This is a genomic window from Agrobacterium tumefaciens (genome assembly GCF_013318015.2).
Taxonomy (GTDB): domain Bacteria; phylum Pseudomonadota; class Alphaproteobacteria; order Rhizobiales; family Rhizobiaceae; genus Agrobacterium; species Agrobacterium tumefaciens.
This window is the reverse complement of record NZ_CP115841.1, coordinates 2,170,001-2,190,312: the sequence shown is the minus strand read 5'-3', so window position 1 is coordinate 2,190,312 and position 20,312 is coordinate 2,170,001. Positions and strand designations below refer to the sequence as shown.

Here is a 20,312-nt window from a genome sequence, read left to right as displayed (position 1 = left end):
TCCGGCTCGAACTGGGTCTCCACTGTCAAACTTTGGAGCCTCATGATGAATATCGCTGCCAAGAATATCCCGCTTGTCGTCACAACCGGGCCGCATCCCGCCTCCACGAAAATCCACAAAACCGGAATTTTGCATCCGCATATTCGCGTGCCGATGCGCGAAATCGCCGTCCACCCGACGGCGGGAGAACCGCCGGTCACGGTCTATGATTCCTCAGGCCCCTATACCGATCCATTGCATAACGTTCTGATCGAAAAGGGTCTGCCGCGCCTGCGTCACGACTGGGTTGTAGCGCGCGGCGATGTCGCGGCTTACGACGGTCGGCACGTCAAACCGGAGGATAACGGCTTTGCCACTGGCGAGCGCCTGACGCCTGAATTTGCCGTGCGCCACAAGCCGCTGAGGGCCACGGAAGGAAAAGCCGTAACGCAGCTTGCCTATGCGCGGGCAGGCATCATCACGCCGGAAATGGAGTTCATCGCCATTCGCGAAAATCTGGGGCGCGAAGCGGCGAAGGAGAATCTGGCTCGTGATGGCGAGAGTTTTGGCGCGCAGATACCCGATTATGTGACGCCGGAGTTCGTCCGTCAGGAAGTCGCATCGGGCCGCGCCATCATCCCGGCCAACATCAATCACCCCGAGCTTGAGCCGATGATCATCGGCCGTAATTTTCTGGTCAAGATCAACGCCAATATCGGCAATTCCGCCGTTACCTCCTCCATGGCCGAAGAGGTGGAGAAGATGGTCTGGGCGATCCGCTGGGGTGCCGATACCGTCATGGACCTTTCGACCGGGCGCAACATCCACAATATCCGCGAATGGATCATCCGCAATTCGCCGGTACCGATCGGCACGGTGCCGCTTTATCAGGCGCTGGAGAAGGTCAACGGCATTGCCGAGGACCTGAACTGGGAAGTGTTCCGCGATACGTTGATCGAACAGGCGGAGCAAGGTGTGGATTATTTCACCATCCATGCCGGTGTTCGGCTGCATTACATTCCGCTTACCGTCAACCGTGTCACCGGTATCGTCTCACGCGGCGGGTCGATTATGGCCAAGTGGTGTCTGCATCATCACAAGGAAAGCTTCCTCTACGAGCATTTCGACGAGATCTGCGACATCTGCCGTGCCTATGACGTTTCCTTCTCGCTGGGTGACGGGTTGCGGCCCGGTTCGATTGCCGACGCCAACGACGCCGCGCAATTTGCCGAGCTGGAGACGCTCGGTGAGTTGACACAGATCGCATGGGCGAAGGATTGCCAGGTCATGATTGAGGGCCCCGGCCATGTGCCGATGCACAAGATCAAGGAGAACATGGACAAGCAGTTGAAGACATGCGGTGAGGCGCCCTTTTATACGCTTGGGCCGCTAACGACCGATATCGCCCCCGGTTACGACCACATCACTTCCGGCATCGGGGCAGCGATGATCGGCTGGTTTGGCACGGCGATGCTCTGCTATGTCACGCCGAAGGAACATCTGGGTCTGCCTGATCGTAACGACGTGAAGGTCGGTGTCATCACCTACAAGATCGCGGCTCACGCTGCCGATCTCGCCAAGGGTCATCCGGCAGCACAGGTGCGGGACGATGCGCTGTCGCGTGCAAGGTTCGAGTTCCGTTGGGAAGACCAGTTCAACCTGTCGCTGGATCCGGACACGGCGCGCTCCTTCCATGACGAGACCCTGCCGAAGGAGGCGCACAAGGTCGCACATTTCTGCTCGATGTGCGGGCCGAAATTCTGCTCGATGCGGATTTCCCACGACATCCGCGCCGAGGCGCAGAAGGAAGGGCTGGAGGCCATGGCCGCGCGCTTCAAGGAAGGTGGCGAGCTTTACATGCCGCTCGCGACCCCGGCAGACGGCCAGTAGCATGCGTGTCCTTGTCAAGGGAACGGGGGTCGCCGGTCTGACGGCGGCCTTCGAACTGGCGCGGCGCGGTGCAACCGTGGAGGTTTCGGAGCGCAATGCTGAAGCCTCGCGCGGCGCATCCTTTTACGCGGGCGGAATGCTGGCGCCCTGGTGCGAGCGTGAAAGTGCGGACGAGGCGGTACTAATGCTCGGCCAGGCGGCTCTCGACTGGTGGGATGAGGCGACCCCCGGCCTTGTCATCAGACACGGCACGCTGGTCGTCGCGCCCGCCCGCGACAAAGCCGAGCTTTCGCGTTTCGCATCCAGAACCGCAGGGTACCGATGGGTGGATGAGGGTGAAATCGCCGCTCTGGAGCCTGACCTTGCCGGGCGGTTCCGCTCCGGGCTTTATTTCCCGGGCGAGGGGCATCTCGATCCGCGCCTTGCGCTCAAATCGCTGCATACGCGGCTTTGCGGCTTGGGCGTGCGGTTTCATATGGGTATTCCGGTGGATGAGCAGCCGTTCGATCGGGTGGTGGATTGCACGGGCGCTGCGGCGGTGGGCGAGATTGCCAATCTTCGCGGCGTGCGGGGAGAAATGCTCTATCTCGCCACGTCAGAGGTTTCCCTGTCGCGCGCCGTCCGGCTCTTACATCCGCGCATTCCGCTTTACATTGTGCCGCGTGAGCCGGGTCGCTTCATGGTGGGGGCGACGATGATCGAGACAGAGGATGCCGGAGCCATTTCAGCGCGCTCGATGATGGAGTTTCTGAACGCCGCCTATGCCGTACATCCGGCCTTCGGCGAAGCGGAAATCATCGAGACCGGAACGGGCGTGCGCCCCGCCTATCCCGACAATCTGCCGAAAGTTACGCAGGACGGCCGGACCGTCTTCATCAACGGCGCCCACCGGCATGGCTTCCTGCTGTCGCCGGCTATGGCGCGGCAGGCGGCTGAAATCGTCTGCCAAGATATCTCTGGAAAGGAACAGGATCATGAAACTTCTGGTGAATGGCGACGAGCTTGATCTCGCCACCGAGACGCTGGCCGGGTTACTCACCAGCCTCGATTATGAAGGCGAGTGGCTGGCGACGGCGGTCAATGGCGATCTGGTGCATTCGGAAGAGCGCGCTGATTATCGATTGAAGGCGTTCGACCGTGTCGAAATCCTCTCGCCGATGCAGGGAGGTTGAGGCCATGCTGACGCTTTATGGCCGTGAGGTCTCGTCGCGCCTCCTGCTCGGCACGGCGCGTTATCCGTCTCCCGCCGTGCTTGCCGATGCAGTGCGGGCCAGCAACACGGATATTCTGACGATTTCGCTGCGTCGGGAAACGGCAGGCGGCAAGAAGGGTGGCCAGTTTTTTGAGCTGATCCGCGAGCTGGATCGTTACATTCTGCCCAATACGGCTGGCTGCCATACCGTGAAGGAAGCGGTGCTGACGGCGAAGATGGCGCGTGAGGTTTTTCACACCAACTGGATCAAGTTGGAGGTCATCGGCCATCACGACACTTTGCAGCCCGATGTGTTTGCGCTCGTCGAAGCGGCGAAAATTCTCTGCGACGATGGTTTCGAAGTCTTTCCGTATACGACTGATGATCTTGTCGTGGCGGAAAAGCTCCTGGATGCGGGTTGCAAGGTGCTGATGCCCTGGTGTGCGCCGATCGGCAGCGCCATGGGGCCGCTTAATCTGATGGCGCTGAAATCCATGCGGGCGCGTTTTCCGGATGTGCCGCTGATCGTCGATGCCGGTATCGGCCGGCCGTCACATGCGGTGACGGTGATGGAGCTTGGTTACGATGCCGTTCTGCTCAACACGGCGGTCGCGGGGGCGGGTGACCCGGTCGGCATGGCGGAAGCTTTCGCCCGCGCCATTGAGTCAGGGCATCAGGCTTTTGTGGCGGGGCCGCTGGAGCCGAGAGATATGGCCATTCCCTCGACACCGGTGATTGGCACGGCGGTATTTTCCTGATTCACCTTTTGCGTTGACAGTGCCCCGTGGCGGCGGGATACCGGGAGAAAAGGGGAACGGCATGGCGGCACGCAATAATCTTCTGACGGATATCAATGGGATTTTGGTCGGCAATGTCACCGATCTTGCACTCGGCTCCGGCGTCACCGCAATCGTTTTCGAAAAACCCGTAATCGCCTCCGGTTCGGTTCTTGGCGGGGCGCCCGGTGGTCGTGATACCGGCCTGCTCGACCCGGCGATGACGGTGGAAACCGTGGATGCCTTCGTACTTTCAGGCGGTTCGGCCTTCGGGCTGGATGCGGCGGGTGGTGTTCAGGCCGGTCTGCGCGAGATCGGCCGTGGCCTGCAAGTCGGTTCCACCCGTGTTCCCATTGTGCCGCAGGCGATCCTCATGGATCTGCTGAATGGTGGCAACAAGGAGTGGGGGCTGCATTCGCCCTATCGCGAGATGGGCTATGCGGCTTTCAGGTCGGCGCGTGCGGAGCCCTTCGGGCTTGGAACAGTCGGCGCGGGAACGGGGGCGACCACCGCCACCTTCAAGGGCGGTCTTGGTTCGGCAAGCGCTGTCAGTTCCGGCGGTTACAAGGTGGCGGCCATCGTCGCCGTCAATGCGCTTGGCTCGGCAACCGTTGGCACCAGCCGCCATTTCTGGTCTGTGCCTTTTGAAGAGCAGGGCGAGTTCGGCGACTGCGGTTTTCCTGATCGTTTCGAACCGGATCATACCGCGCTTCGTCTCAAGGGCGTCAACCTCACCGCGACGACCATCGGCGCCGTGGTCACCGATGCCGTCCTTACCAAAGCGCAGGCGCACCGCCTTTCCATCATGGCGCATGACGGGCTGGCGCGCGCCGTGCTGCCCGCCCATCTGCCGAGCGACGGCGACACCATGTTTTCGGCTGCGACCGGTGAGAAGCCGCTTGAGGGCGGCGCTCATTTCGCGGAACTCTGCCATCTCGCTACCATCGTTATGGCGCGCGCAGTGGCGCGCGGTGTTTACGAGGCGACGGCTCTGCCGCAGCACGGTGCGCAGAAAGCCTATCACGATCTTCATGGCCGGGGTTTCTAGCCGATGAGCAATATACATCAGCCACTGAAGCCCGTTCTCCGCATCGATTTTCCGCCCGGAGATCGTCTCGGCCACGGTAAGATCGAGTTGATGGAGCTGATTGTCGAGACCGGCTCGATATCGGCCGCCGGGCGAGCGATGGACATGTCCTATCGCCGTGCATGGCTGCTTGTGGATGCGCTGAACCATATGTTCAAACAGCCGGTGATCGAATCCCAGCGGGGCGGCAAGCAGGGGGGTGGGGCCGCGCTGACCGCATTCGGTGCCGAATTGCTTGAACGGTATCGCAGCATGGAAAAGCGGATGAATGAGGCCCTGCGCAAGGATATCGACTGGCTTGAGGCCAACCGCAATCCGGATGCCGCCATCACTAATACGGATCGAGAGCCGCCGACTTTATGATCGCGTGTACCGGTTTCCCGGGTTCCAGCTGGAGACGTTCGCGCGACAGATCGGTGATACGCGACTGGATAATATCGCCGCCGCAATCCACCTGAACGGTTACCATGCCATCTTCGCTGGCGGAGATACCGGCAATATGGCCTTCGAGGATGTTAAGGGCGCTCAGGCCTTCGGGCTTTGCCGTGGCAAGCATGACGTCACGCGCCGGTATCAGCACGCGTGCCGGGGTGCGGGGTGTTCCTCTTTTTGCTGGAACCTGCAGGAGCGACGAGCAGAGCCTTACGGCAGCAAGCCCGTGCCTTTCATCGAAGCTTTCGATGTGTCCCGAAAGGATGCTGCCCGCTTCTCGTCGCTCAAGATGTGCGCTGAAATCCGACCGTGACAGCACGTCGGCCGCTTTTCCCTGTGCCTCCACCTTGCCGTCCTTCATAACAACTATGCGGTCGGCAAGGCGGGCGACTTCCTGGATGGAGTGGCTGACATAGACGATCGGGATTTTCGTCTCGTCGCGCAGCCGTTCCAGATAAGGGATGATCTCGGCCTTTCGTTCCTCGTCCAGTGAGGCGAGAGGTTCGTCCATCAACAGTAGTCTGGGCGATGACAGGAGTGCGCGGCCGATGGCGACCCGCTGTTTTTCACCGCCGGAAAGCTTGTTCGGACGACGCTGGAGAAGATGGCCGATGCCAAGCATGTCGATAATGCGGTTTTCATTCGCCCGCTCAGATTTTTCCGTAGCGAACCATTTGCCGTAGTTCAGGTTCTGGGCAACGCTGAGATGAGGAAACAGCCGCGCGTCCTGAAAAACATAACCAAAATGGCGCCTGTGCGCCGGCAGGAACAGGCGCTTTCCGCTATCGGCCAGCACTTCGCCATCGAGCGATACCTGACCACTATCTGGCCGCAGCAGACCTGCGATGATGCGGATCATCGACGTTTTACCGGAGCCGGAGCGTCCGAAAAGCGCTGTAACGCCGCCATCAGAGGTGAATGACGCGTTGAGTTCGAAGGAGCCGAGGCGGTGGCGGGTGGAGACAGAAAGCGTCATTCCATGCTCACCCGTTTGCCGATGATGCGGGCCAGAAACTCCGAGACGAGCAAGGCCGACATGGAAATCACGACGGAAACGATGGTCAGCCGCAATGCGCCTGCATCGCCGCCCGGAACCTGCGTGAAAGTGTAGATGGCAGCGGACAGCGTCTGGGTTTCGCCGGGAATATTGGAAACGAAGGTGATGGTCGCGCCAAATTCGCCCATGGCCTTGGCGAAAGCGAGGATCATGCCCGCGATGATGCCGGGCAGGATCAGGGGAAGCGTGACGGTGAGGAACACCCATAGGGGGCTTGCACCCAGGGTTCCGGCCGCCTCTTCCAGCTTGCTGTCCACCGCTTCGATGGAGAGGCGGATGGAGCGCACCATCAGCGGAAACGCCATGACGGCGCATGCGAGCGCCGCTCCCGTCCAGCGAAAGGAAAAGACGATGCCGAACCAGCTGTCGAGAAACTGGCCGATGGCGCCTCTGCGGCCGAAGAGGACGAGCAGCAGAAAACCGGTGACGACGGGCGGCAGAATGAGCGGCAGGTGGACAATGCCATTGAGCAGCGACTTGCCCCAGAAGCGCCCGCGCGCCAGCGCGACGGCAACCGCAATGCCGAAGGGCAGGCTGGCGAACATGGCGATGGAGGACACCCACAGGCTGAGCCTGATCGCCGTCCATTCTTCAGGGCTTAGTGTCCACCAATGCAAAGCCATATCCTACAATCGTCATCTCTCGCGGTCCCATACGGGATCGGGCCGCGAGACGCAGTTTATTTCAAAACGGTAAAGCCTTGCTTTTCGAAGAAGGGCGTAGTCTTGGCGGACTTCAGGAAATCGAGATAGGATTTTGCCGCCGGAGATTTTGCTTCCGAGAGAATGGCGACGGGGTAGATGATCGGCGGATGGCTGTCTTCCGGGAAGGTGCCGACGATCTTCACGCCCGGATCGGCGGCCGCATCGGTCTGGTAGACGATGCCATAGGGCGCTTCGCCGCGCGACACGAGCAGCAGCGCTGCGCGCACGCTTTCCGCGCCGGCGACTTTCTTTTCCACGGATGACCAGACGCCGAGCTTTTCCAGCGCAGCCTTGCCGTATTTACCCGCCGGAACGGAATCGACCGCGCCCATGGCCAGTCGGCCATCGCCCACCAGTCCGGCGAGATCGAAGTCCTTTTTGATATCGACCGGCTTGGCCTTGTCGGCCGGGGCGACGAGAACGATGCGGTTGCCAAGAAGATTGGAGCGGCTTTCGACGTTGATCAGCTTCTTTTCGGCAACATAATCCATCCAGGCGAGGTCGGCGGAAATGAAGATATCCGCCGGTGCACCCTGCTCGATCTGTTTGGCGAGTGCGGAGCTTGCGGCGTAGGACACGGTCGCTTCATTGCCGCTTTCCTTCGCCCATTCAGCATTGATCGCATCAAGTGCGTTTTTCATGCTCGCGGCAGCAAACACCGTGACTTTTTCGGCGGCATGGGCGGGAACCACCGCAAAGGACGCTGCCACCCAGAAGGATGTTGCTGCGGCGATGGTTTTGAAGAAGGTGCGGCGTAAGAGTCTCATGGTGTGTTCCCCCGGCTCGAGATATACTGATGAATATATCGATAGGCCTATAGGGCAATCATTATATTTTCAAGAATATATCGATGCCGTTTGAAAAAGCCGCCACGACCGGCGGCTTTCGGCCTGTTGATCAGAAGCGTTCACCGGCGAAATGAGCGATCTGTGCGCCCGCCTCGTAATAGGCTTCCTTCACTGCCCGGAAGGCCTGCGCTTTTGGTTCGGTCACGGGAAGAGGCAGGTCGTTTTCGGCGATATCACCGAGAATATGTTGCGCAATCACCTTGCCGAAGGCAGTACCGGGTGCGATGCCGCGGCCATTATAACCGGAAAAACCGACGACATTTTCCGCGAATTTATGGAAACGAGGCACGGCATTGTCCGTCATGCCGATCTGGCCGTACCATTCGCATTCGAATTCCGTCTCTCCCAGTTGCGGGAAAAGCCGCTTCAGCGATCGTTTGGCCCATGCCCGGTGAATGGCGGCACCCGTGCTGCGCAAGGCGCCGACGCTGCCGAAGACCAGCCGACCCGCTTTGTCCATGCGGAACGAGGAGAGGATTTCCTTTGTATCCCAGCAACCTTCTCGGTTCGGCAGGATACTCTTTTGCAGATTGTCGCTAAGCGGTCTGGTCGCGAAGTTGAAGTAGGGCAGGTAGGTCTGTTCGTCGCGGACGATCTGCCACGGCCCGGTACTGTATGCTTCGGTGGCGACCACGATCCAGTTGGCGGTCACCGATCCCTGCGGTGTTTTTACCACCCATTTTCCACCACTACGTTCGGTCGCTACGACGGGGCTGGCGGTGTGCAGCCGTGCTCCTGCCTTTTGCGCGGTGGCAGCCAGACCACGAACATAGGCAAGCGGCTGAAGCGTGCCGGCGCGCGTATCGAAAAGTGCGCCGGAATAGGCGGTGCTGCCGGTGTGTCTTGCCGTTTCATCGGCATCGAGAAGGCGGACGGGAGCGCCTCTGGCTGCCCATTGTTCGCAGCGCTCGCGAATTTCGGCGAGCCCTTTTTCACCGACGGCGCAATGCAATGTGCCATTCTTTTCGATCTCGCAGGGAATCGCGTGTTTTTCCACCAATTCGCGCACCAGCAACGGCGCATCACCCAGAAGGCTGAGAAGCCGTTCCCCGTAGGTTTCGCCCAGCACGCCGGGCAACTCCCTCGGCATGACCCACATGCCGCCGTTGATGAGACCGACATTGCGGCCGGCGCCGCCGAAGCCGATTTCCCTGGCTTCGAGAAGAACGACATCCATGCCCTTTTCAGCAAGATGAAGGGCGGCGGATTGTCCGGTGAAGCCGCCACCGACAATCACCACATCGGCAACCGCCTCGCCTTGCAGAGCAGGCGTTGCGGGCGGCTGCGGCGCGGTCTTTTCCCAGAGGCCGTGCGAGCGGGGATCATTATACATCGTTCCACCATTTTCCGGGCGAGTTCATTTGTTTTCCGTATGAGTGACAAGCCCTTGTTTATGAGACTTTACAAGCGGCCTTACCTGTTGAATATCGACATATCGTCAAGAGTTCATTCCGTGAGGGAATATGGTTCTACCGCCTCGGCGCTTCTTACCCTCGCTTTCACTTCTTGCGGCCTTTGAAGCCGCCTCGCGCACCGGCAGCGTGACCGCGGCTGCGAGAGAACTCGGGCTTACTCAAGGTGCGGTCAGCCGGCAGATCCTCGCGCTTGAGGAGCAACTTGGCGTGGCGCTGTTTCTGCGCGAGCGGCAGACAATCCGGCTCACCCGGGCGGGGGAGGGTTATGCGCGGGAAATCCGGGAGGCCCTGCGGCGAATATCGACCGCGTCGCTCAATCTGCGCGCCAATCCGGATGGCGGCACGCTCAATCTCAGTGTTTTGCCAAGCTTTGGTACGCGCTGGCTGGTGCCGCGTCTTCCCGATTTCATTGCCCGACATCCGGGCGTTTCGGTCAATCTTCTTACGCGTTCGTCGCTGTTCGATTTCCGTACCGATACAGTCGATGCGGCGATTCATTTCGGTTTGCCGCATTGGCCGGGTACCGAACTCATTTTTCTGATGCATGAAACAGTCATTCCGGTGTGCAGTCCCGCTTTCAGGGAGCGCTACGGGCTTTCACAGCCGGGCGATCTGCTGCATGTGCCGCTGCTGCACATGACGACCCGGCCGGACGCCTGGGAACAATGGTTTCGCAGCCATGATGTGGTTTTCGACAATGTGCATGGCATGCTTTTCGATCAGTTCACGACGATTGCCGAGGCGGCGAGCGCCGGGGTGGGGGCATCGCTCGTTCCGTCCTTCATGATCGGGGAGGAGTTGCGAAGCGGCCGGCTTGTCGCGGCGGTTACCGGCGAGGTGGAGAGCGAAGAGGCCTATTATCTCGCCTGCATGCCCGATCGCGCCGGTTACGCTCCGCTTGAAAGTTTTCGAAGCTGGATCGTTTCTCAGGCCGCGATCGGGGCTGGTAGCAGCGGATGAGACTTTTCTGCCTAAACCGGCAGGCGGTCTTGCAAGACCGGCGCGGCTAAGCCAATAGTGCGCCATGACGCATGGCAAAGAGCCACGCACCACAAGTTCCAATACGGGAGATGTCCGTGAAGCCCATTTTTGTCCAGCTTCAATGCGAGCCCGGCAAGACCTATGATGTCGCCGATGCCATCTATAAAACGGAGCTGGTTTCCGAGCTTTATTCCACCAGCGGCGAATATGATCTGATGCTGAAGATCTATCTTCCGCAGGAAGAGGATATCGGCAAGTTTATCAACCAGAACATCGTCAACATTCCGGGCATCGTCCGCTCGTTGACGACGCTGACCTTTACCGCGTTCTGACGCGCGTCTGGGCGGCGAGAGAGTCTTTTCAGCCCTGGGATCTGGGCTGGCTGGATTCCTGTGACAAGCACAGAAATGAGGAGGGGTGGGAGCTCTAGGAGCGCGTGGCTTTGGCACTCCAATCCGGATTTGAAAAAGCTATTTCACCCTAGTGCAGGGCGTATTGATACACCCCGTCGTGGTTTATGACAGACCAGTGGACGAATTGTCAGGCAATAGAAAAGCGCGCCATCGACCCGGTATTCGGGATCCGATATTGGGCGCGCTTTGGTTTTGAAAGGTCCGTGAGCGGGTGATGGGTTTCCCGCATCAGGCCGCGGCCAGGTTCCGGCTGCGCACGAGATTGCGAATTGCAATCCGCACATCATCGGCGCTGTCGAACTTCTGTTCGTCCAGGTCGTGGACGTGGAACTTCACCGCGATGAACTTCAGCCGGTCGTTGTCCGGTATGACGATGCCGACGGGTTCGCCAGCGAATTCAATAACTTGCTTTTGCATAGGTATACTCCCGCTGTGGCTCATTAACACAGCATGTTGTCGAACTGATTTTCAGAAAATTGAGACCGTCAGGTCACATTCGACAGCAGCGGGAACACGTGGATTTAAATCCAGCATTCCAGGACTCAAGACCAAGGATTGCGTTGATGCGAATATATTTTGACATGACACACTCCCTGTATTGGTGTTGATCCGGAATCAGGAGACTCGCTCTCCAGTTCCACACTGATAATCCAGACCACCATTAAAATCAATGCTGATTGTTATAGGTAGAATATTTTTCTTTATGATGACAGGAGGGGGGCGGAAATGTGAAATTTTTGTTTTCGTTCGACGCCGCTTTGAAAAGCCCGGCACGGCGGGCTTTCTATGCTTTTTTTTAATCGTCGCCGGATGCAGGCGGCGGGTAAATATGATCGTTTCCGTTGAAGTCAGAGACGGAGTAGCAGCCATCGCGGGTTTTTTCGGCCGCATTCGGGCCGATCGTGGCCTTGCCGTGACCGCCCGGAATGTCGAGAACGTAGGTCGGCTGGCAAAGACCGGAGACATGCCCGCGCAAGGCGGAAACGATTCGCTGACCTTCTTCTATCGTCAGCCGGAAATGGCTGGTGCCGGGCGCAAGGTCGGGGTGGTGCAGGTAATAGGGCTTGATACGGTTCTCGACAAAGGCGCGCATCAGTTCGGCGAGAATTGCCGAATCATCGTTGATGCCCTTCAAAAGCACGGTCTGGCTGACCATGGCGATGCCGGCATCGATCAGCCGCGCGCAAGCACTTCTGGCTGCTTGCCCAAGTTCGCGTGCGTGGTTGGCGTGCAGGGCCACATAGGTGGTTTTGCCGCTGGCCTTCAATGCCTCGATCAGCGGCCCGTCAATTCGTTCGGGATCGACGACCGGAACACGGGTGTGGAAGCGAACGATCTTGACGTGCGGTACGTCTTTCAGCCGCGTCATCAGGTCGGACAATCGCCGCGCCGAGAGTACCAGCGGATCGCCGCCGGTGAGGATGACCTCCCAGATGGCCGGGTTTGCTTTTATATAGTCGAATGCGGCGTCCAGCTCTTCCGGGCTCATCATGCCGTTGCCCTGCGGCCCGACCATTTCGCGGCGGAAACAGAAACGGCAATAGACGGGGCAGACATGCACCGCCTTCAAGAGCACCCGGTCCGGATAACGGTGGACGATGCCATGGACGGGACTATGTGCACCGTCGCCGATCGGATCGTCCCGTTCTTCGGGAAGGTGGACGAGTTCGGCTAGGTCCGGCACGAATTGCCGCGCGATGGGGTCCTGCGGATCGCCGCTGTCCATCAGATCGGCCATTGTCGCTGTGATGGCTAACGCGTAACGCTGCGTCACCGCGCGCACGTCCTCGAGCGCCTCGGGCTTGATCAACCCCGCCTCAACAAGTGCTTCGGGTGTCTTGATGGTTTCAAGTCTTGTCATCGTCCGTATTCCGCAACGGGTGCCCACATGACCAGATCGATTCGGGGCGCGCCGGTTGCCAGCATCACCAGTCGGTCGAAACCGAGTGCTATGCCGCTTGCCGGCGGCATGATCGCCAGCGCCGCCAGAAAATCCTCGTCCAAAGGATAGGTCTCGCCGTAAACCCGCTGCTTCTCAACCATCTCCATTTCGAAACGCCGTCTCTGCTCAGTAGCGTCGGTCAATTCGCCGAAGGCATTGGCAAGTTCCACGCCACACGCATAAAGCTCGAACCGTTCCGCCACCCGCGCATCCCCGGGCGATTTGCGGGCAAGCGCAGCCTCGCTTGTGGGGTATTCATCGAGAATGGTGGCGCGGCCGAAGCCCAGTTCGGGTTCCACCCGCTCCACGATAACGCGGCTGAACATATCCGCCCAGGTGTCGTCCCTAGCCACACGAATTCCGGCATTGGTGAGGCTCGCGGCAAGGTGCCGGCTATCCGTCTCGCCGTTTCGGTCAATCGTCGCCAGAAGATCAATTCCCGCATAGCGATCGAAGGCTTCCGCGACGCTTAGACGTTCCGGTTCGAGGAACGGATCGACGCTGCGGCCACGATAGGTGAAATTGTTTGTTTTGGCGGTTTCTGCCGCGAGCGCCAGAAGATTGGCGCTGTCCTTCATCAGGATCTCGTAGGTTTCTCCGACCCTATACCATTCCAGCATCGTGAATTCTGGGTGGTGCAGGGGGCCTCTTTCCCGGTTTCGATAAACATGGGCGAAACAGAAAATGCGTTCTTCACCGGCCGCGAGCAATTTCTTGCAGGCGAATTCGGGCGAGGTGTGGAGATAGAGCGGAGCGGCGTCGCCGGCCGGCGTCAGTCCCTGGGTGGCGAAGGCATGCAGATGTGCCTCGTTGCCAGGAGAAATCTGCAATGTGGCGGTGTCGACCTCTAGAAAGTCCGCGCGCGCGAAATAGCTGCGAAATTCCGACTGGATCGCGTTGCGTCCAAGCAGAAAGGCGCGGCGGTCGGCATGGACGTCGGGCGTCCACCAGGGCGACATTGTTTCGTTGCTTGAGCCCATCTCTTTTTTCTTTTCCGTCTTACCTGCTGGCCTCGTTACGGATAAACGGCCCGCAAAACGCCTGATCGCATCATTTAAAGCAATTCCGGGCGGAAAACCGCTAGGCACTCTTCCGCGAATTGCTGTAGAAGGCTGGCAATTCGCGCGGATTTAAGGTAGTTGCGCCCCAGAAAAAAGACAAAACGTCTGCCGGGCCGGTGCTATCGCGCAGTCCTTTACGACGCATTTCATCGAGTTACAAGGAAGTCATATGGTCAAGGTTATCGCCTCATCCGTCCGCAAGGGCAATGTTCTCGACGTGGACGGCAAGCTCTACGTTGTTCTCACCGCGCAGAACTTTCACCCGGGCAAGGGCACCCCGGTCACGCAGGTTGACATGCGCCGCATCGTTGACGGCGTGAAGGTTTCCGAGCGCTGGCGCACGACCGAACAGGTCGAGCGCGCTTTCGTCGAAGACCTGAACTTCCAGTTCCTTTATGAAGACGGCGAAGGCTTTCACTTCATGAACCCGGCAAACTACGATCAGGTCGTTGTCGATGTCGAGACAATGGGCGACCAGAAGGCCTATCTGCAGGAAGGCATGACCTGCGTTCTGTCCATTCACGAAGGCAATCCGCTGGCTGTCGAACTGCCGCGCCACGTCACGCTGGAAATCGTGGAAACGGAACCGGTTGTGAAGGGCCAGACGGCTTCTTCTTCCTACAAGCCGGCAATTCTTTCCAACGGCATCCGCACCATGGTGCCGCCGCACATCGACGCCGGTATCCGCGTGGTCATCGCGACGGAAGACAATTCCTACGTCGAGCGCGCCAAGAACTGAGCCTGACGGCAGGTTAAACAAAAAGCACCGGGTGACCGGTGCTTTTTGTGTCTGGAATACAAAAAAAAGCCCGCGTCGAGACGCGGGCTTTTCATTTGCCTTGAGGCGTTTCTTACATGCCCTTTGCAGCGGCCACGGTTGGGCCAGCGGACTTCTTCGGGACAGGCTGGCCAACGGCATAACCGCCGCCGAGAGCCACGTTGAGCGAGACATAATCCTGCGCGGTCGTCTGGATCGCCGTTGCAAGGTTTGCCTGTGCATCGGAGACCGACCGCTGGGCATCCAGAACGTCGAGCAGAGACGAAGCACCGTCACGATAGCTGGCTGTCGAGAGCTGCAGCGCTTCCTGGTAGGATGAGACAGTCTTTCTCAGCGCGTCGACGGTACGCTGGTCGCGATTGATGGCGGCCAAGGCGTTTTCGACTTCTTCAACTGCGTTGAGAACGGTTGCCTTCCAGACGAGATATTGCTCGCGTGCTTGCGAGTTCGCGATGTCGACATTGGCGCGCAGTCTGCCACCATCGAGGATAGGGAGAGTGAGGCTCGGACCGAAGGACCAGCTATTGGCCGTTCCCCTGCCGCCGCCACTCAGGAAATTGTAGCTAGGGGTGATCGCGCCACCAAGCTCGATGCTTGGATAAAGCTGTGCCTCGGTTACACCGATCGTGGCGACCGCAGCGGCAAGATTGCGTTCAGCGACGCGGATGTCCGGACGGTTGCGGATCAGGTCGGCCGGGATGCCAGTGCGGGGAACTGCGCGCGCAACAGGCTGGCGTGCGCCCTTCTGCAGCTCGGTGATGAGCGACGAGGCCGGCATGCCGAGCAGGGTCGCGATGCGGTGGGCTGACTTGCGGAAGCTGGTTTCGAGGCCGGGTATCTGCGACAGCGTTGAATTGACCAGACCTTCGGACTGGACGACATCGAGGCGCGAGGCCGCACCCGCTTCGAGCTGCAGCTTCGTCAGATCGAGCGTTTCGCGGCGTGAACTCAGGTTCTGGCGGGCAATCGCCAGGCGCTCCTGATAATAGCGCACGTCGATATAGGCCGCGGCGACCGAGGAAATCAGCGTCAGGCGCTGAACGTCGACGGTGGAGTACGCGGCGTCAAGCGACGCATCGGCGCTTTCCGTTGCCCGGCGATAGCGACCGAAAAGATCGAGGAACCAGGAAACGCTAAGGCTGCCGTTGGACACGTTGGTGACGGGAACGTCACGGTAGCTGCCCTTGGTCTCGCTGGTCGTGTGGCTGCCACTGCCTGTCAGGCTCGGCAGGCCGCCGGCGCCGTCCACGATCACCTGGGCCTGCGCCTGATTGATGCGCTCGATTGCCTGCATAACGGTGAGGTTCTGCGCAAGGCCGGTGGAGACGTAACCGTTCAGGCGGTTGTCGTTAAAGGCTGTCCACCATGCAACGCTGCTGATGTCGCCATTACTGGTTTTTCCGGCTTCCGCGAACTTTCCCGGCAATTGAATTTCCGGCGTCTTGTGGTCGGGTCCGACAACGCAGCCCGAAAGCAGTAGCATTGTCAGGGGAATAGTAGCGCGAATAGACAGCATATAATTTTCCCAATTCTCTGGTTGGCTTACCAAGCGCGGCTTGCTGACAAATGGGCTGCGCGGTCGATATGCCCTAGAAACGTGCGTTTGCCAAATCGGCCATATTTCTAGCAGCGTATTAACGGTTGGCACAGCCCATTTTTGTTTTGTTAACGCCTTGAAAGGCGACGAATGATGACGAAAAAGGACGGAACGAAGAAAATTCCGAGCAGTGTTGCAGAAAGCATACCACCCAGCACCCCGATACCGATTGCATTTTGCGCAGCGGAACCCGCTCCGGTTGCGATCGCGAGAGGCACGACGCCGAGGATGAAGGCGAGCGACGTCATGATGATCGGGCGCAGGCGCAGCTTCGCCGCCTCCAGTGCCGCTTCCACCAGACTTAACCCGTGCTCCTGCCTCTCCTTGGCGAATTCAACGATCAGGATCGCGTTTTTCGCGGCAAGGCCGATGGTCGTCAGCAGGCCCACCTTGAAGTAGACGTCGTTCGTCTGGCCGAAGAAATGGGCCGCAGTCAAAGCGCCGAGGACACCCACCGGGACAGCCAGAATGACCGAGAACGGGATCGACCAGCTTTCATAAAGGGCAGCCAGGCAAAGGAACACGATGAGAACCGACAGCGCGTACAGCATGGGCGCCTGCGAGCCGGAAAGGCGTTCCTGATAGGAGATACCCTGCCATGCCACGGTGTAACCGCCCGGCAAGCTTGCCGTCAGACGTTCCATCTCGTCCATGGCTTCGCCGGAAGCAACGCCTGCGCCGGCGGTGCCTTCAAGCGAGATCGCGCCCGTACCGTTGTAGCGTGCCAGTGACGGCGGCGCGTTGATCCACTTCACCTCGCTGAAGGAGGAGAAAGGTACCATTTCGCCGCTGGTGTTGCGGGCATACCAGAACTTCAGGTCGTCCGGCTGCATGCGATAGGGTGCATCGCCCTGAACATAGACCGGCTTGAGCTCACCGTTCAGGGTGAAGTCGTTGACATCCCGGCCGGCAAAGATCGTCGACAGCATCAGGTTCACGGAGGAAAGATCGACGCCCATGGCCCCCATCTTTTCCTGATCGAGAATGATCTTCATCTGTGTTTCGTTGTCCTGGCTGTCGCTTCGCAGAGAGCTGATTTTTGGATTGCTTGTTGCAAGCGCAATCAGGTCCTTGGAGGTTGCGGTCAGAGCGTCGGTGCCGTTGCGGCCGCTATCCACGAGATACATGGAGAAACCGCTCGACGTGCCCATGCCCTGAATTGCCGGCGGCAAAAGCGGGAATACCTGTGCATCGCGGAAGCCGAAGAACGTACCCATTGCCCGCTGCACAATGGCGGCGGCGTGTTGATCGGGTGCGGTTCGCTCGGAAAAGTCCTTGAGCTTGGTGAAGACGATCGCGTTGTTCTGACCCGAACCGCTGAAGCTGAATCCAAGCACGCCGAAAACCGATTCGACATTGGCTGCTTCTTTTTCACGGAAGTAGCTTTCGACCTGTTTTACCACCTCGTTGGTGCGTTCGATGTTCGAACCGGTCGGTGTCTGGATGATCGTCAGCAGCACGCCCTGATCTTCCTGTGGGAGGAAGGAGCTTGGCAGTTTGGTGAAGAACCAGGCGCAGCCGCCGACGACGATCAGGAAAAGAATCGTCACGCGCAGGGGCCGTTTCAGCAGATAGCCGATCGACGAGACATAGCCGTCCGTCGTCTTGCCGAAGCCGCGGTTGAACCAGGCACCCGGTCCACGCTGCTTTTTGGTATGGTCGATGGGCTTCAGCATTGTGGCGCACAGCGCCGGCGTCAGAACGATGGCGACCACCGCCGAAAGCAGCATGGCCGAAACGATCGTGATAGAGAACTGGCGATAGATGATACCAGTCGATCCGCCAAAGAAGGCCATGGGAATAAACACGGCGGTCAGGACGAGCGCGATGCCGATGATGGCGCCGGTTATCTCGCCCATCGATTTTTCCGTCGCCTCGACCGGCGACAGGCCCTCTTCCGACATGATGCGCTCGACGTTTTCAACAACGACGATGGCGTCATCCACGAGAAGGCCGATCGCCAGAACCATGGCGAACATGGTCAGCGTGTTGATAGAATATCCGGTGACTGCGAGGATGCCGAACGTGCCGAGGAGCACGACGGGCACGGCGATCATCGGAATGAAGGTGGCGCGCAGGTTTTGCAGGAAGACCAGCAGCACGACGAAGACGAGGATGATCGCCTCGATCAGCGTATGCACCACTTTCTCGATCGACAGCTTCACGAAGGGTGTCGTGTCGTAGGGATATTCGATCGAGACGCCCGCAGGCAGCGAGCCCTCAACGGCGGTAAGTGCGGACTTGACACGTGCTGCAGTATCGAGCGCGTTGGCGCCCGTGGCGAGGTTGACCGCGAAACCGGCGGAAGGACGGCCGTTGGAGCGGGAATCACCGCCATAGGTTTCCTGGCCGATTTCGATGCGGGCCACGTCGCTCAGGCGAACGGTTGCGCCGTCCTTCTCAACCTTCAAGATGACCGATTCGAAATCGGCGACGGTGGTGAGCTGGCTCTGCGCCGTCACCGTCACATTGAGCTGCTGGCCCTGGACGGCGGGAACGGCACCGAGGGAGCCGACCGAAACCTGGGTGTTCTGGCTTTCGATGGCGCCGGTGACGTCAGCCGTGGTCAGCTGGTATTTGTTGAGCTTGAACGGGTCGAGCCAGATGCGCATCGCATATTCGGAACCGAAGACGTTGATGCTGCCCACGCCTTCAAGGCGCTTGATCTGGTCTTCAACGCGCGAAGAGAACACGTCGCCGAGATCGGCCGAATTGCGCTTGCCGTCCGTCGAGATCAGCGCACCCACCATCAGAATGCTCGATGTGGAGCGGCTGACCTGAATACCGCGCTGCTGCACGGTGTCGGGCAATTGCGACTGCACGAGCTGCAGCTTGTTCTGCACCTGAACCTGCGCGATGTCAGGCAGGATGCTGTTGCCGAAGGTCAGCGTCACTTCGGCGCTGCCGGTCGAGGAAGACGAGGTCATATAGGTGAGGTCGTCGAGGCCGGTCATGCCGTCCTCAATGATGGTCGTCACCGATTTTTCGACCGTCTCCGCGCTAGCGCCGTTATAGGTTGCGCTGACGCGGACCGTCGTTGGGGCAATATCGGGATATTGCGAGATGGAGAGCGTCACAATTGCCAGAGCGCCGCCCAGCATGATGACGATGGCGATAACCCATGCAAAAACGGGGCGCCTGATAAAGAAATGGGCCATGGCAGTCCTGCCTTACCTTTTACGAGCTTCGACCAAGGGTTTCGTGCTCATGTTTATTTCGAGGGGGCGGCGGCAGGCGGAGCTTGCTGCGGCAGAACGACGATACCGCGATCGTCGATGGTCACTTCCACGGGCGCGACCGTCGCGCCGTCGGCAATCCACTGGAAGCCGTCAACGATGAGCTTGTCGCCATCCTTGACGTTTTCCGTCACCAGCCAGGCATTGCCCGACTGCTGGCTGGATGGGAAGGTGCGCGTTTCCACCTTGTTTTCCGCGGTGACAAATTTTGCGGTCAGTTCGCCATTGGCGTTCCGGCTCGCTGCGCGCTGCGGGATGCGGAAACCCGTTTCCTTACCGATGGTCAGCGTTGCGCGAACATAGGTGCCGGGAAGCAGAAGATCGTCCGGGTTATCGAAGAGAGCACGGATGGAGAAGGTGCCCGTGGTTTCGCTCACCGCCATGTCCGACATGTCGATCTTGCCGTCATGCTTGTATTCGGTGCCGTCTTCCAGCGTCAGGTGAATGCCGGTTTCCTTGGTATCGCCGCCGAGCTGGCCCGACGAGATCGCCTTTTTCAGACGCAGAAGATTGATGCTGGATTCCATCAGATCGATGTAGATCGGATCGATGCGGCGCAGCGTCGTCAAAGCCGTCGTCTGGTTTGCCGTCACCACGTTGCCGATGCTGAAAGCGGTAGCGCTGGTGATGCCATCGAAAGGCGCGCGGACCTTGGTGAGATCGAGATTGATCTCAGCCGTTTCCAGCGCAGCCTTGGCCTGGGCCACGTCGGCTTCGGCCTGAAGCAGCGTCACCTTGGCGTTTTCATATTCGATCTGCGTTGCGCCGCTGTTGACCAGCCGCTCGTAGCGGGCAAGGTTCGCCTGGGCGCTCGGAACGCTTGCTTCGGCTTTCGCCACACTTGCCTTGGCCTGTGCCACTTCTGCCAGATAGGTGTTGTCTTCAATCTGGTAGAGAATGTCACCCTGCTTGACCTCGCTGCCT

At 59.4% G+C, this 20,312-nt stretch carries 19 protein-coding genes (1 of these 19 cut by a window edge); 9 read left to right on the top strand and 10 right to left on the bottom strand.

The features are described 5' to 3' along the window. Positions 1-45: 45 nt before the first annotated feature. The 6 genes from thiC to G6L97_RS10805 all read left to right on the top strand — a co-directional run bounded on the left by thiC (position 46) and on the right by G6L97_RS10805 (position 5,287). A complete protein-coding gene (gene thiC, locus G6L97_RS10830) occupies positions 46-1,869 on the top strand; it encodes a phosphomethylpyrimidine synthase ThiC (protein ID WP_111782630.1) in 1,824 nt (607 codons plus the stop codon). Between the two features lies 1 nt (position 1,870). Then, complete coding sequence (gene thiO, locus G6L97_RS10825) at positions 1,871-2,875, top strand: glycine oxidase ThiO (protein WP_019566093.1); 1,005 nt, start codon at positions 1,871-1,873, stop codon at positions 2,873-2,875. Further along, positions 2,844-3,041: a sulfur carrier protein ThiS gene (gene thiS, locus G6L97_RS10820; protein ID WP_003516823.1), complete on the top strand. Its 198-nt coding sequence runs from the start codon at positions 2,844-2,846 to the stop codon at positions 3,039-3,041. The genes thiO and thiS overlap by 32 nt, the downstream gene beginning before the upstream one ends. 4 nt (positions 3,042-3,045) lie before the next feature. Continuing rightward, the gene (locus G6L97_RS10815; RefSeq protein WP_113291870.1) at positions 3,046-3,819 is read left to right on the top strand and encodes a thiazole synthase; all 774 of its coding nucleotides are present in this window, start codon (positions 3,046-3,048) and stop codon (positions 3,817-3,819) included. Between the two features lie 61 nt (positions 3,820-3,880). Continuing rightward, entirely contained in the window at positions 3,881-4,885 is a 1,005-nt protein-coding gene (locus G6L97_RS10810; protein WP_113291871.1) for a P1 family peptidase, read from the top strand. Between the two features lie 3 nt (positions 4,886-4,888). Continuing rightward, positions 4,889-5,287 (top strand): winged helix-turn-helix domain-containing protein, encoded by a 399-nt coding sequence (locus G6L97_RS10805; protein ID WP_113291872.1) that lies wholly within the window; start codon positions 4,889-4,891, stop codon positions 5,285-5,287. Here the strand turns inward: G6L97_RS10805 and modC are convergent. From modC to G6L97_RS10785, 4 genes are all read right to left on the bottom strand, one after another. Continuing rightward, the gene (gene modC / locus G6L97_RS10800) at positions 5,256-6,332 is read right to left on the bottom strand and encodes a molybdenum ABC transporter ATP-binding protein (protein WP_113291873.1); all 1,077 of its coding nucleotides are present in this window, start codon (positions 6,330-6,332) and stop codon (positions 5,256-5,258) included. The two genes, G6L97_RS10805 and modC, sit on opposite strands and share 32 nt — an antisense overlap. Next, on the bottom strand, positions 6,329-7,036 hold the full coding sequence (gene modB / locus G6L97_RS10795) for a molybdate ABC transporter permease subunit (protein WP_025594485.1): 708 nt from the start codon (positions 7,034-7,036) through the stop codon (positions 6,329-6,331). The genes modC and modB overlap by 4 nt, the downstream gene beginning before the upstream one ends. Positions 7,037-7,092: 56 nt before the next feature. Next, a complete protein-coding gene (gene modA / locus G6L97_RS10790; protein WP_113291874.1) occupies positions 7,093-7,884 on the bottom strand; it encodes a molybdate ABC transporter substrate-binding protein in 792 nt (263 codons plus the stop codon). Between the two features lie 130 nt (positions 7,885-8,014). Further along, a complete protein-coding gene (locus G6L97_RS10785; protein ID WP_111799098.1) occupies positions 8,015-9,298 on the bottom strand; it encodes an NAD(P)/FAD-dependent oxidoreductase in 1,284 nt (427 codons plus the stop codon). Positions 9,299-9,428: 130 nt separating this feature from the next. Between G6L97_RS10785 and G6L97_RS10780 the strand changes: the two genes are divergently transcribed. Further along, positions 9,429-10,340, top strand: coding sequence for a LysR family transcriptional regulator (locus tag G6L97_RS10780; protein ID WP_174002910.1), 912 nt, complete (start codon positions 9,429-9,431; stop codon positions 10,338-10,340). Positions 10,341-10,456: 116 nt separating this feature from the next. Beyond that, on the top strand, positions 10,457-10,693 hold the full coding sequence (locus G6L97_RS10775; protein ID WP_003516842.1) for an Lrp/AsnC ligand binding domain-containing protein: 237 nt from the start codon (positions 10,457-10,459) through the stop codon (positions 10,691-10,693). Between the two features lie 309 nt (positions 10,694-11,002). Here G6L97_RS10775 and G6L97_RS10770 read toward each other — a convergent pair whose 3' ends face one another. The 3 genes from G6L97_RS10770 to epmA form a co-directional block, all read right to left on the bottom strand. Beyond that, positions 11,003-11,191, bottom strand: coding sequence for a hypothetical protein (locus G6L97_RS10770; RefSeq protein WP_003516843.1), 189 nt, complete (start codon positions 11,189-11,191; stop codon positions 11,003-11,005). Positions 11,192-11,570: 379 nt separating this feature from the next. Beyond that, positions 11,571-12,635, bottom strand: a complete 1,065-nt coding sequence (locus G6L97_RS10765; protein ID WP_111788690.1) for a lysine-2,3-aminomutase-like protein — start codon at positions 12,633-12,635, stop codon at positions 11,571-11,573. Then, positions 12,632-13,696: an EF-P lysine aminoacylase EpmA gene (epmA, locus tag G6L97_RS10760; protein WP_111782617.1), complete on the bottom strand. Its 1,065-nt coding sequence runs from the start codon at positions 13,694-13,696 to the stop codon at positions 12,632-12,634. The genes G6L97_RS10765 and epmA overlap by 4 nt, the downstream gene beginning before the upstream one ends. A 250-nt stretch (positions 13,697-13,946) precedes the next feature. Between epmA and efp the strand changes: the two genes are divergently transcribed. Then, positions 13,947-14,516: an elongation factor P gene (efp, locus tag G6L97_RS10755; protein ID WP_003516849.1), complete on the top strand. Its 570-nt coding sequence runs from the start codon at positions 13,947-13,949 to the stop codon at positions 14,514-14,516. Positions 14,517-14,628: 112 nt separating this feature from the next. Here the strand turns inward: efp and G6L97_RS10750 are convergent, their stop codons facing one another. From G6L97_RS10750 to G6L97_RS10740, 3 genes are all read right to left on the bottom strand, one after another. Further along, a complete protein-coding gene (locus G6L97_RS10750; protein ID WP_111782618.1) occupies positions 14,629-16,071 on the bottom strand; it encodes an efflux transporter outer membrane subunit in 1,443 nt (480 codons plus the stop codon). 149 nt (positions 16,072-16,220) lie between these two features. Then, on the bottom strand, positions 16,221-19,310 hold the full coding sequence (locus G6L97_RS10745; protein WP_111782619.1) for an efflux RND transporter permease subunit: 3,090 nt from the start codon (positions 19,308-19,310) through the stop codon (positions 16,221-16,223). A gap of 53 nt (positions 19,311-19,363) precedes the next feature. Next, a protein-coding gene (locus G6L97_RS10740) for an efflux RND transporter periplasmic adaptor subunit (RefSeq protein ID WP_025594474.1) crosses the window boundary here: on the bottom strand, positions 19,364-20,312 show its 3' portion. Its footprint extends 254 nt past the window's final position; 949 of the gene's 1,203 nt are visible here — the last part of the coding sequence; its start codon lies beyond the right edge, outside the window; the stop codon is at positions 19,364-19,366.